Origin of the sequence: Stackebrandtia sp. (genome assembly GCF_035643755.1) — a bacterium.
GTDB lineage: Bacteria > Actinomycetota > Actinomycetes > Mycobacteriales > Micromonosporaceae > Stackebrandtia.
Window position 1 is genome coordinate 1 of record NZ_DASQPW010000229.1, and the last position, 12,031, is coordinate 12,031.

Sequence of the window (12,031 nt, forward strand, 5' to 3'; positions counted from 1 at the left end):
CGCTGGCACCTGCTGCACCGCCTGTCCGTGCTCGGCGGCGCCGACGCCGCCGACATCGACGCCGAGACCCGCGCCGACCCCAGCGCCCGCGGCGCCGAGCTGGCCGAGTCCTGCCGCGCCGCGCTTCCCGACGCCGAGGCGAAGGAGCGCGCCTGGCGGCGGATCACCGCCGAGCCCGAGGTGTCGGCGCAGTTGGCCAGCGCCGCGGCGAGCGGGTTCTGGCAGCCGGGGCAGGAGGAGTTCACCGACGCGTACGTGCCGCGCTACTTCGACGAGATCGCCGCGGCGACCCGCGATCGCGGTCAGTTCGCCGTCATGCGCATCGGCGCCTCCGCGTTCCCGAGGCTGGCGGTGGCACCCGAAACCCTGGAGCGGGCCCGTGACCTGGCGTGCCGCGACGACGTCGACGACATCCTGCGCCGCGCCATTGTGGATGCCGCCGACGGCGTTCGGGTGGCCCTGGAGGTGCGGGCGATGGGGTGACACCCGCGGCCGGCACCGGTAGCGTGGCTACATGGGAATCCGAAGCCTGCTTCGCAGCGTGGCCGTGGTGGGCACGGTCATCGCCGTTGCCAGCTTCATCTACATGCACCTCGTGATGCCCAAGGTGCATCCGGTGCATCAACCGGTGTCCATGTATGAGCTGGAACCCGACGGCTACGCCGGCTACCTCGTGGGCACGTTGTCCATCGCGATCGCCTGCGCCGCCCTGGTCTACGGCCGCCGGCGGTGGCAGGGCCTCGCCATGGGCCTGGCCGCGGTCGCGTTCGTCGTGACGGTGCTGTTTCCCACCGACCCGGGCCACGGCGTCAGCTCCGTGTCCGGCCAGGTCCACCGCTACAGCTCCGGCACCGCCTTCGGCCTGGTCATCGTCGCGGGATTCCTCGCGGCCGCCTTCGCCGGACCCTCGCGCTGGCGCACGTGGACCTTCGCACTGTCCAGTGTGACCGCCGTCCTGATGATCGTGATCATCGTCAACACCTTCCTGCCCGAGCTGGCCAACGGCGGCGACTGGCGCGGCCTGCCGCAGCGCGTCCTGCTGTTGGCCCTGGCGATCCAGCTGGTCGTGCTCGCCTACCAGCCCGTCGCGCGGCCGTCGGCCGACGCCTCCGTGTCGGTGCCGCGCGCCCGCGCGGGTCATCCCGTGCGGCACTGAGGATTTCGTGAACCGTCGACCCCTGCTGCCGACCGTGGCCTGCCTCTTGCTGGCGGCCTGCGCGGCCTCCCCCGCCGCGCACCACACCGACGGCATCCGCAGCTGGGTATACCAGCTCACCGGCTACGCCGACGGAAGACTGGACGCCATCGCCGCCGCTCCCCAGGACGCCGCCGTCATCGACCTCGCCCGCGACGGCGGCGACGACTACTTCACCGCCGACGAGATCTCGTCCGTCCGGGACACCGGCAAGCGGGTCTTCGCCTATTTCTCCATGGGGACGATCGAGAAGTACCGTCCGGAGTACCGCGCGGTGAGCGACGCCGACCTGAAACTGAACCGCTGGAACGACTGGCCCGACGAGAACTTCGTCAAATACTGGAGACCCGACTGGTGGAGGTTGGCCGTCAAACCGCGCGTCGATGCCGCCCTGCGGGCGGGTTTCGACGGCGTCTATCTCGACGTCCCCAACGCCTACGAGGAGATCGACCCCGACCTGGTGCCCGGAAGGAGCAGGCACACGCTGGCGCGCGAGATGGTCGATCAGATCGTCCACATCAGCGCCTACGCCAAGCGCGAGAACCCGGACTTCGAGATCCTGCCGCAAAACTCCCCGGAGCTGCGCCACTTTCGGGGCTACACCGACGCGATCGACGGCCTCGGCGTCGAGGACCTCTTCTTCACCGACACCGACCGACCCTGCACGGCCGACTGGTGCCAGGAGAATGTGGACAACGCCCGGGCGTTGCGGGAGGCCGGAAAGCTGATCCTCGCCGTCGACTACGCATCCAAATCAGACAATATCGCCGCGGCCTGTCGCAAATACGCCACAATGGGTTTCGCGGGGTATGTCACCAATGTGGAGCTTGACCGCATACATTCGCCGTGCTCGTGACCAGCGCATTCCTTTGATGACCGAGCGTCGGCGGTCGGAAAGTTTGCGGACGCTTAACCCAGGTGTCACTTCGAGGTGTATTGGAACCGCCACATTTCTTGCTGGGCTTGGTAAAACGAAGCTGCCCTCAGTCCCTCACTCTCAGCGAGGTCAATATGTCACTATCTCGACGGTCGATCATCGTGGCCGGTGCGGCCGGAAGCGCCTTGGTGGCCGTCCCCGGCGCCGCGTTCGCGGACGAACGCCGCCACACCGCGCCCCTGCCGACCAATCCATTCACTGTGGGCGTCGCCTCGGGTGAGCCCGAGCCCGACGGTTTCGTCCTGTGGACCCGCCTGGCCCTCGATCCCCTGGCCGCCGACGGCATGGGCGGGATGCCCGACCAGGACTACGACGTGGAATGGCAGATCGCGTCCACCGACAAGTTCGCCAAGCTCGCGGCCTCGGGAACCGTGGCCGCGTCTCCGAAGTGGGCGCACAGCGTCCATGTCGAAGTGGACGGTTTGAAGCCCGGCCACGAGTTCTTCTATCGGTTCAAGGTCGGCTCGTGGCTGTCGCCGATCGGGCGCACCCTCACCGCGCCGAAGGCCGGCAGCATGCCCGACAAGCTCACCATGGCCTTTGTGTCCTGCCAGCAGTACGAGCACGGCTGGTACAACGCCTATCAGCACCTGGCCGAGGAATCGCCCGATCTCATCCTTCACCTCGGCGACTACATCTACGAGTACGGAAAGGACGTCTACAAGGCCAAGTCGGGCAACGTCCGGCACCACCCGGGCGCCGAGTGCGAGTCCCTTGCCCAGTACCGCCAGCGTCACGCCCAATACAAGACCGACCCGCACCTCCAGGCCGCCCACGCCGCCGCCCCCTGGGTGGCGGTCTTCGACGACCACGACGTGGACAACAACTGGGCCGGGTTCCACTACGAGAAGCCCGAGTTCCTCCAGCCGTTCTTCAGGCAGCGCAGGGCGTACGCGTTCCGCGCGTACTGGGAGAACATGCCGCTGCGCAAGAAGCAGCGGCCGCAGGGCCCCGACATGCAGCTCTACCGCCGCTTCGCCTGGGGGCGGCTGGCCAACTTCCACATGCTCGACACCCGTCAGTTCCGCGACGACCAGGGCTGTGGCGACGGCTGGAAGGCCTGCCACGAGGCCGACGACCCCGCGCGCAGCATCACCGGCGATGATCAGGAGAAGTGGCTGATCGAGGGCTTCCACCGCTCGAAGGCGCGCTGGGACTGCATCGCCCAGCAGGTCTTCTTCGCCCAGCGCGACGGCGACTCCGGCCCGCTCAAGGTGCGCAGCACCGACGCGTGGGACGGTTACACCGCCTCCCGCGACCGCATCACCAAGGGTTTCCTGGACGGGAAGGTCCGCAACCCCGTGGTGTTGTCGGGCGATGTTCACGCCCACTACGCCTGCGAGCTGAAGGCGGACTACGACGACCCCACGGGACAGTCGGTGGGCGTGGAGTTGGTGGGCACCTCCATAACGTCCGAAGGGGACGGCCAGGACTCCATCCCCGAGGAGAACCCGTTTCTGCAGATCAATCCGCACATCAAGTTCTACAACCGACAGTGCGGGTACGTCTCCACGACATTCACCCCCGACCAGCTGGAATCGCACTTCAAGGTGGTGCCCAAGGTGAGTCAGCAGGATCAGCCGATGTGGACCCGAAGGTCGTACACCGTGGCCGATGGCGAGCACGTCCTGCATCAGACCTACTCGCGGGACGTCGACGACAGGCGCCGCGAGAAGTTCGACCAGGACCATCCGCTGCGCAACCTCGGCCCCGAGGACCTCAACGACATGCCCTGAGCCACCGCTTGCTCCACGACTCCCCGCGTCAGTCCCGACGCGGGGAGTTTTGTGATTGACGTCACTACGCGTATTCCGTATCTGGGACGCCGCCCGTCGCTCTATACGAGTGAGGAGGCAACGCAATACCCCGGTCGGGTCCGCCTCACCTGCCATGGGCGCCCGACCACGCCACATTGGGGGGCGTTCTTCGCGAAACCTGCCAGTTCGCGAAGTATCGGGGGCTTGGGGCCGCGGCGGACACTGTGGGGAGTGTCCGCCGCTTCCCCAGGAAGCCACTCCCCATACCGGCGCAGGGTAGCGGGAATGCGTTACCGTCCGACGCCGAAGATCACAAACGAATAGACATACATCCACCCTTCAATCAGGAACGGATTATGAAGCTCTACTTCACCGGCGAGACACCCAGACTCCCCGAATCCAACTCACGGCGTGACCGCACCGCGGGGGTGCCCAATCTGCCCGACAGCCTGCTCGATCGGCACCGCGCCAGGGTGCTGCGCCCCGGAGACGCACCACTGGCCGCGGGATCGCCCACCCCCGGCTCCACCATCTACCGCTACAACAGGGTGCTGATGTGCCACCGCCTGCTCGGCAACGACGAGCAGCTCGCGGAGCTCGACGCCGCCCTGGCGGTGCACGGGATGAGAATCGACAGGGAGCACCTGGGAAAGGTGCCGCACGACAAGCGGATGCGACGGGCGCGGGTGACGCTGGGGGAGCGGGCCACACCCGACACCGTTGACGCCTGGCGGGTGCTGCAGACGCTGCGGGGGGCGGTTTCTGGAGGACGGTGCAGCCAGGACGTTCTGAAGCGGCTGCGGCTGGAGCATCTGCTCGTGGGGTCGGCGCTGCAGGGGGCGGGGGCCGCCTGGGTGGGGACGGAGCGGACAGGATCTCCGGGGAGTGGCGGGCCGTTTGAAAACGGCGGACCCGCGGGCTATACCTACCCTTCTCGGACGCCTGTGGACATGGTGCTCCCGATGCCAAGCCGTCGTCCGCTGGAAGCACTGACTGGCAAACGCCGCCCAGTGATCGCGGTGCTGGACTCTGGTGTCACCCCAGCACATCCCGCGTTTGACATCTCCGACCGCCAGGAACAGCGGGATACATTCATCACCGTCGATAGCAAGCTTCAAGAGTTGCTGGCCAACGAGGCCGACCCCGAATCGCCGCACATCGAGGGACCGTGGGACTCGATGGACACCGATGGCTCGCTGCTCGGTGAGGTGACCTCCCACTTCGGACACGGCACCTTCATCTCGGGTGTCATCCGCCAGCTCGCCCCCGACGCTCAGGTGCGGTCGATTCGCGTCATGCAAAACGACGGCATCGTTTACGAACACGAATGCCTCGGCGCGCTGACGGCACTCGCCGACGAGGTCGAGCGGGCCCGAAACGGCGACGACTCCGCTGATCCCGTGGACATCGTCTCGTTGTCCTTCGGCTACGTCGATGAAGACCCCGACGATCAGGTTCATGGCGCGCTTCGCGACGCCATAGGCCGACTGACGTCCTTGGGTGTTCCCGTCATCGCCGCCGCTGGAAACTTCGCCAGCAACCGCCCCTTTTACCCCGCGGCGTTCGCCGCCGAACCCCAGCCCCAACAGGCCGCCCCCGTGATCAGCGTTGGTGCCTTGAACCCCAACGAAACCCTGGCCATGTTCACCAACGAGGGACCGTGGGTGTCGTGCTACGCCACGGGCGCGTCCCTGGTGAGCACCTATCCCACCTATGCCGACGGCGACGCCAGCCCCAGCCTGGCGAACGACCATGGAACCCGCTACCGCGAAAGCCTGGACCCCGACGACTTCACCTCGGGCTACGCCATCTGGAGCGGAACATCGTTCGCGGCACCCATCGCCGCCGCGAAACTGGCCTCGGCGATGATCGACAACTCCGATCTCGCCGATCTCGCCCCGCAGGACGCCCAATCGGTGACCCACCGAGTACAGTCGGCAATCAAGGCCATTGGCGGATGACGGACCGACCATGAACCCCCTCGACGAGTATCTCGACCCTCCCGAAGCGAAGCGCTACGCCGATGCGTTGCGCGGCGCTCGGGAGGGCGACCCGCATGCCCTGGACGAACTGGTGGATGAGTTGTCTCCCATGCTGTGGCGGGTCGCCCGCCGCCAGGGGCTGGACCGATCCGCCGCCGAAGACGTGGTGCAGTCGACCTGGCTGACTCTGATGCACAAACTGTCCGAGATCGACAAACCCGCCGCACTTCCGAGCTGGCTCGCCACCACGGCGCGCCGTGAGGCCTGGCGGGTCAGCAGAAGAGGTCACCAGGAGCAACCCGCCGACCATCAGGAGTGGGACGCCTTCGTCGCCGACCAAGTCGACCTCGGCGAGGACGTGATCGAGCGGATGGGACTCGCGCCGCGGTACAAGACATTGTGGAATGTCGTGAAACAGCTCCCGCCCAAGTGCAGGGGGCTGATTCAGGTGATCGCCTACACCGACAGGCCCGACTACAGCAAGGTGGCCGAGGCGTTGAAGATGCCTCGCGGTTCCATCGGGCCGAATCGGGGTCGGTGTCTGGCAAAGCTGCGTGAACTTTTGCACTCTAATCCTGAGTGGAATTGATGAGGGGAGTAAGACATGACTAACGCCGATGGACAGGTGATGGGCGCCGATGCGCCCATTGACGACTGTGACGTGCGCAATCTATCGGCCGTGCGGGAGTTGTACGACCAGATCGATCCGATACCCGATGGGTTGACGGAACGCGTGAGGTTCGCCATGGCCTTGGAGCACATGGACGCCGAAGTAGCGCGCCTGGTGGAGAACAGCGCCCTGGCCAGCGTTCGGTCCACGTTGCAGACAGCGGAACAGGCCCGCACCATCATCTTCGAGTCTTCGGCCCTGACGGTCATGGTGAGCGTCAGCCAGGTGAACGACGATGTGGTGCGGGTGGACGGCTGGCTGTCGCCCGAGGGGGAGTATCGGGTGGAGCTGCGCACCCCCGACGCTCAGCATCGAACCGTGGCCGACCCGATGGGACGATTCGTGGTGCATGAGTTGCCGCGCGGCATCTTTCGCATGGTGATTCGGGCGCCAGAAGGCAAGACGGGCAAGGGGGAGACGCCCGTGGTGATCACGCCGTCGGTAGTGTTGGACTGAGGTGGTAGCGGGTTGTGGTCGATGTATACGACAATGTCGGGGTGTGTTCCCCCGCCCGAGATACCGACCGCGTCGAAGAAGCATGGCAGTTGCAGAAGCTTGGCATCGATGCCACCAATGCGGGGAAGCCGGCGATGGGCGCCCGCCACCTTCGAGAGGGCCTGGATCTTTTGGGTTGGATCGAGGGGAAACCATTTGGCGGGAGCCATGAGTCGGAAGTCGTGCTCGCTAGGCTTCTGATAAGCCTCGCCTACGCTGAAGCAGAGTTGGGTTCGGCAAAGCATGGCCTTGATCTACTTGACCTTGCCACACGGCATGTGGCGCCACAGCATAAAGGAATCCTGTGGAACCAACGTGGTCTGATTCTGTGGAGGTCGGGCCGCATCCAAGACGCGCTTATGTGCTTCAGTGACGCTGAGCCGCTGCTTCGGCTACATGGTCCTAAGTGGATTCTCGTTGGGGTCCTGTTGAATCGAGCTGGCTTGCTCGGGGATTTGGGCAGATATCGTGAGGCGCGGGACGATCTGCAAAAGTGCGCGTCCCTGGCTGAGGCGAACGGCCTCCCCATTCAGTTGGCGAAGGCCCTACATACGCAGGGTAATATTGCACAAGGCATGGGCGACATACCAGCTGCTTTGGCCCTGTTCGCGAAGGCCGAGAGTCTCTACGAAGCTTCTGCGCCCGATATGACTCATGCTTTGGCGATCTCCAGCGCAAACGCCCTGCGAGAAGCGGGATTGACACATGAAGCCATATCACGGCTTGATATGGCGATCGGACAACTAAGAGATCAGGGACGCGAGCTTGATCTCTTTGACAGTGAGGTGCACCGAGCACGCATCGCCCTTGAAATTGGAGATATTGAAGCCGCGGTGAAGTTCTCCAAGCGTGCAGAGCACAGGGCTCACGCCCAAGGGAGTGTGGCTCTAGCCGACTGGGCTGAGCGCATACGTCGGGAGAGCGAGTTTCGCAGCGGCTACATTGGCTATGAGTTCCCAGGTGAAACGCTTGCGTTGGCACTACGCCAACGCGAGCTCAAACAGAATGACACCGCGGAACTCGCCGAGCTCCTAGCGGCGCGTGCCCTTATACGGGCACAGGATTTCGGAGCCGCCGAGCACATACTGGTACGGCGGCCGCGAACGACGGGGGCTCAGATTTTGGTCGCAAAGTTGACTCGCAATCTGGCTAGGGCAGAGTTGGCGCGATCGAGGGGCAATACCAAACTGGCGATGGAGCATTTGGCCAAGGGGCTGGTCGGCCTTCACCAGCATCGGGAAAGCCTTGGCAGTCTTGAGCTCCAGACGGGTGTGACTTCGCTCGGCAGTGATCTAGCGTCCATGGGCCTTGAGCTGGCGCTCAACTCTCGACGGCCGTCCACAATCCTAACTTGGTCCGAGCGCTCGCGCGCCCAGGCGTATCGTCTACCCGCGGTCACACCGCCCGAGGATCCAGAGGTTGCAGATCTGTTGGCACAGGTACGCATACTGCGTGACGCGATCCGTGAAGCGGAACAAGAGGGCAGACCTGCACGTGACGAACGCACTCGATGCGTAAAGGTTGAACGTCAATTGCGTGAGCGCGCTTGGCAAACATCTGGCCCAGGCGACAGCGTTCCCGAGGTCCGCCCCAAACAAATCCACGAGGCGCTGTCCACTCGCGACCATGCCATGGTCAGCTTTCTCGCTCACGACAACCAACTTCACGCCCTCACCCTGGTCAATGGTCGCACCAAACACCACCCCCTCGGCAGCATGCCCGAGGTGGACGAATCGGTCCGCCTCCTCACCGCCGACCTCAACGCCCTCACGGGTCGCGCCCTGCCCAAACGGCTCGCCGCCACCGTCGAGTCCTCCATCCGCCATCGCACTCAGGTCCTGGACGCCGCTCTCTTCGGCGCCTTCCGCAAACGCCTGGGCGACTCCGATCTCGTCATCGTCCCCACGGGACTCCTCAACGCCGTCCCCTGGGGACTCCTGCCCACTCTCCATGGCCGCCCCGTCACCGTCTCCCCGTCCGCCGCGGTCTGGTGGTCCGCGCTGAACTACGACACCCGCACGACGGGCCGCCCCCTGCTGGCCTCGGGCCCCGATCTCACCAACGCCGAGGCCGAGCTCGACACCATCTCCGAGCAGTACTACAACCCGATCCTCCTGCAGGACACCGCCGCCACCCCCACCGCGATCCTGTCCGCCCTCGACGGCGCCCCGATCGCCCACCTGGCCGCGCACGGCTACCACGAGCCCGACAACGTTCTGTTCTCCCGCATGGACTTCGCCGACGGCCCCCTGATGGCCTACGACATCGCGCGCCTGAAGACCCCGCCCGCGCACGTCACCCTGTCCGCCTGCGACGTCGGGCAGGCCAAGGTCGCCGTCGGCGACGAGACCCTCGGCTTCACCGCCGCGCTGCTGTACGTCGGCACCCGCACCGTCGTGTCCAGTGTGGTCAAGGTCGAGCACGAGGCCGCCGCCGACATCATGACCGCCTACCACGCGAACGTCGTCGCGGGCCTGGCCCCCGCCCGCGCGCTGGCCGAGGCGTCCACCCGCCACCCGCTGTCGCCCTTTGTCTGCTATGGGGCCAGTTAGGACACTGATCGTCCTCATTGTCCGACATAGGCGAATTGTCGCGCGTTTGTGCTGCTCAACCGACGGCGGCATAACGATTGAATCGCGGATGTAACGTGTGGCTTGACAGCCGTGGCTCCGCCGACGGAGGCTGGCGGGGACGCGAGAATCAGGGGAGGGGCGGCCGCGGAACATGAAGGATTCCACTCGGCGATGGCTGCCGATCGCCGTGGTCACCCTGGCGCTCGTCCTGTTGGGCTGGGTGGTGTCCACCGCGCAGCTGTCGTCGCACGCGGTGCCGATACCTCACCTCGCTCAGCACAACACGCCCGCCGCGGGATCCTCCTCGACGCGCGGCACGTCCAGCGCGTCGTCGGTGAGCGCCAACGCGCCGCATTTCAGTCTGCCGCCGTGGGTGGGCGCGCTGATCTCGATCCTCGCCGACGTCATCGCCGTCGCCCTGGCGATCGCGGTGGTGGGTTTCGTGGCGTACCGCCTGTTCGTGGTGCGGCCCGCGGCGCGCGAGGCGCCCGTGACGCGGCGGGCCTCGCAGCCGTCGGCGGGGGAGATGCGCGAGGCGCTGCTGGCAGGGTTGTCCGATATTGACGCGGGCGGCGATCCGCGGCGCGCCGTGATCGCGTGCTGGTTGAGGCTGGAGCGCGCCGCCGCCGAGGCCGGGGCGGCGCGGCTGGAGTCGGAGACGCCCAGCGACCTGGTGGTGCGGCTGCTGACGTCCTTCGAGGTCAGCGATCGGGCCCTGGAGGCGCTGACCTCCGCCTACCACCGCGCCCGCTACGCACCCGACGCCGTGGGCGCCTCCGAGGTCGAGCGGGCCCGCTCCGCGCTGACCGAAGTGGATGCCCAGCTGGCGCGGGCGCAGCGGCGCGACGAGACGGGGGCGGCGACGTGAACGGTTTCGCCCGACCCACCTGGGCGCAGTGGTCCGCGCTGGTGTGGTTCCCGCCGATTCCCACCGGACTGCTGTATCTGGGCTACTGGAGCCAGGGCGTGGGGATCTCGGTCTGGCAGGTGTGGGTCCTGTTCGTCGCCGCGGTCGCCGCGTTCATCCTGGTGCGGGGCCTGCGATCCGAGCCCGCGCGGCTGCCCGAGGTGAACTCGGCGCTGTCCATGATCGTCGACCGTCCCTTCGCCGAGGTGAACCGCTGGGAGGATCGGCTGTCGTGGAGCGAGGACGACGCCGAGCGCTACCGCCTCACGGTGCAGCGCCGGCTGGTCGACCTGATCGCCGAACGCGTGCGGTTGCGGCACGGCGTCGACCTGCGCGCCGACCCCGAACGGGCGCGGCCGGTGCTTCCCGCCGTCCTGTTCCAGATCGCCACGGCCCCGTTGAGCAGGCCGCTGAATATGTCCGAAATGGATTATGTCGTCCGTTGCATGGAGGAGATCTAGATGGCTGACATCGAGCCGATGCCGCTCGCCGAGGTCGGCGGGCACGCGCGCGCCGTACTGGACGCCGTGAACACCGTCGTGGTGGGCAAGCGCGAACCGCTCGAGCTGGTGTTGGCGGGGATTCTCGCGGGCGGACACGTGCTGTTCGAGGACCTGCCCGGGCTCGGCAAGACCCTGACGGCGCGGTGTTTCGCCCAGACCCTCGGCCTGGGCTTCAACCGCCTGCAGTTCACCCCCGACCTGCTGCCCTCCGACGTCACGGGGTCCAATCTGTACGACCAGAAGCGCGGCGACTTCGTGTTCCGCGAGGGACCCGTGTTCACCAACCTGTTGCTGGCCGACGAGATCAACCGCACCCCGCCCAAGACCCAGGCGGCGCTGCTGGAGGCCATGCAGGAACACCAGGTCTCGGTGGAGGGCAACACCTATCGGCTCGCCGAGCCGTTCTGCGTCCTGGCCACCGCCAACCCGATCGAGTACGAGGGCACCTACCCCCTGCCCGAGGCGCAGCTCGACCGCTTCCTGCTGCGGGTGTCATTCGGGTACCCCGACGCCGACGAGGAGTGGACGGTGCTGAAGCGCCGCATGGCGCGCCGCCGGGAGGAGTCGCGCCTGGAGCCCGTCGTGAACGCCGAGACCCTGGTGGCCATGCAGCGCGCCCTCGAGAACGTGTCCGTTGAGGACTCGGTGGGGCGCTACATGGTCGCGATCGTCGCCGCCACCAGGGAACACCACCAGATCCAGGTGGGCGCCTCCCCGCGCGGATCGCTGGCCCTGCTGCTGTTGTCGCGCGCCCGCGCCGTCATGAACGGCCGCGACTACGTGATCCCCGAGGACGTCAAGACGGTGGCGCCGTCGGCCCTGTCGCATCGCGTGTCGCTGCGCCCCGAGCTGTGGCTGAAGCACGCCGACCCGACCGCGATCATCAGCGAGGTCTGCCAGGCGGTGCCCGCGCCCGCCTCGGCCCAGCTGCCCGGCTACGGCGCCGCGCCCGCGGCACCACAGGCCGACCCGGCGTACCGCTACAGCGGCGGGCAGTGATGTCCCGCGCGTT

General features: G+C 66.7%; 11 protein-coding genes. All 11 read left to right on the top strand.

The annotated features are described in order from the left end of the window. Window positions 1–483, top strand: a 483-nt coding sequence (locus VE172_RS18075) for an ERAP1-like C-terminal domain-containing protein (RefSeq protein WP_324803358.1), incomplete at its 5' end; no start/stop codon positions are given. Window positions 484–514: 31 nt separating this feature from the next. After that, window positions 515–1,156, top strand: coding sequence for a DUF998 domain-containing protein (locus tag VE172_RS18080; RefSeq protein WP_324803359.1), 642 nt, complete (start codon window positions 515–517; stop codon window positions 1,154–1,156). Between the two features lie 7 nt (window positions 1,157–1,163). Then, complete coding sequence (locus VE172_RS18085; protein ID WP_324803360.1) at window positions 1,164–2,051, top strand: glycoside hydrolase family 191 protein; 888 nt, start codon at window positions 1,164–1,166, stop codon at window positions 2,049–2,051. Window positions 2,052–2,206: 155 nt separating this feature from the next. Further along, the gene (locus VE172_RS18090; RefSeq protein ID WP_324803361.1) at window positions 2,207–3,868 is read left to right on the top strand and encodes an alkaline phosphatase D family protein; all 1,662 of its coding nucleotides are present in this window, start codon (window positions 2,207–2,209) and stop codon (window positions 3,866–3,868) included. A 377-nt stretch (window positions 3,869–4,245) separates the two neighbouring features. Further along, window positions 4,246–5,850, top strand: a complete 1,605-nt coding sequence (locus tag VE172_RS18095; RefSeq protein WP_324803362.1) for a S8 family peptidase — start codon at window positions 4,246–4,248, stop codon at window positions 5,848–5,850. 10 nt (window positions 5,851–5,860) lie between these two features. Next, window positions 5,861–6,460, top strand: coding sequence for an RNA polymerase sigma factor (locus VE172_RS18100; RefSeq protein WP_324803363.1), 600 nt, complete (start codon window positions 5,861–5,863; stop codon window positions 6,458–6,460). 15 nt (window positions 6,461–6,475) lie between these two features. Then, window positions 6,476–6,997 carry a hypothetical protein gene (locus tag VE172_RS18105; RefSeq protein ID WP_324803364.1) on the top strand — a complete coding sequence of 174 codons (522 nt, stop codon included), beginning with the start codon at window positions 6,476–6,478 and terminating at the stop codon, window positions 6,995–6,997. 1,670 nt (window positions 6,998–8,667) lie between these two features. Next, complete coding sequence (locus VE172_RS18110; protein WP_324803365.1) at window positions 8,668–9,588, top strand: CHAT domain-containing protein; 921 nt, start codon at window positions 8,668–8,670, stop codon at window positions 9,586–9,588. A 172-nt stretch (window positions 9,589–9,760) separates the two neighbouring features. Continuing rightward, window positions 9,761–10,477: a DUF4129 domain-containing protein gene (locus tag VE172_RS18115; RefSeq protein WP_324803366.1), complete on the top strand. Its 717-nt coding sequence runs from the start codon at window positions 9,761–9,763 to the stop codon at window positions 10,475–10,477. Continuing rightward, on the top strand, window positions 10,474–10,977 hold the full coding sequence (locus VE172_RS18120) for a hypothetical protein (RefSeq protein WP_324803367.1): 504 nt from the start codon (window positions 10,474–10,476) through the stop codon (window positions 10,975–10,977). Before VE172_RS18115 ends, VE172_RS18120 begins: the two co-directional genes overlap by 4 nt. Further along, window positions 10,978–12,018, top strand: a complete 1,041-nt coding sequence (locus VE172_RS18125) for an AAA family ATPase (protein WP_324803368.1) — start codon at window positions 10,978–10,980, stop codon at window positions 12,016–12,018. It abuts the gene before it with no gap. The last annotated feature ends 13 nt before the right edge of the window (window positions 12,019–12,031 follow it).

What these genes read in the sequence shown, in the direction of transcription:
- VE172_RS18080 (WP_324803359.1), top strand. Translation starts at nt 515, where the DNA reads ATGGGAATCCGAAGCCTGCTTCGCAGCGTGGCCGTGGTGGGCACGGTC.
- VE172_RS18090 (WP_324803361.1), top strand. Translation starts at nt 2,207, where the DNA reads ATGTCACTATCTCGACGGTCGATCATCGTGGCCGGTGCGGCCGGAAGC.
- VE172_RS18095 (WP_324803362.1), top strand. Translation starts at nt 4,246, where the DNA reads ATGAAGCTCTACTTCACCGGCGAGACACCCAGACTCCCCGAATCCAAC.
- VE172_RS18100 (WP_324803363.1), top strand. Translation starts at nt 5,861, where the DNA reads ATGAACCCCCTCGACGAGTATCTCGACCCTCCCGAAGCGAAGCGCTAC.
- VE172_RS18105 (WP_324803364.1), top strand. Translation starts at nt 6,476, where the DNA reads ATGACTAACGCCGATGGACAGGTGATGGGCGCCGATGCGCCCATTGAC.
- VE172_RS18110 (WP_324803365.1), top strand. Translation starts at nt 8,668, where the DNA reads ATGGTCAGCTTTCTCGCTCACGACAACCAACTTCACGCCCTCACCCTG.
- VE172_RS18115 (WP_324803366.1), top strand. Translation starts at nt 9,761, where the DNA reads ATGAAGGATTCCACTCGGCGATGGCTGCCGATCGCCGTGGTCACCCTG.
- VE172_RS18125 (WP_324803368.1), top strand. Translation starts at nt 10,978, where the DNA reads ATGGCTGACATCGAGCCGATGCCGCTCGCCGAGGTCGGCGGGCACGCG.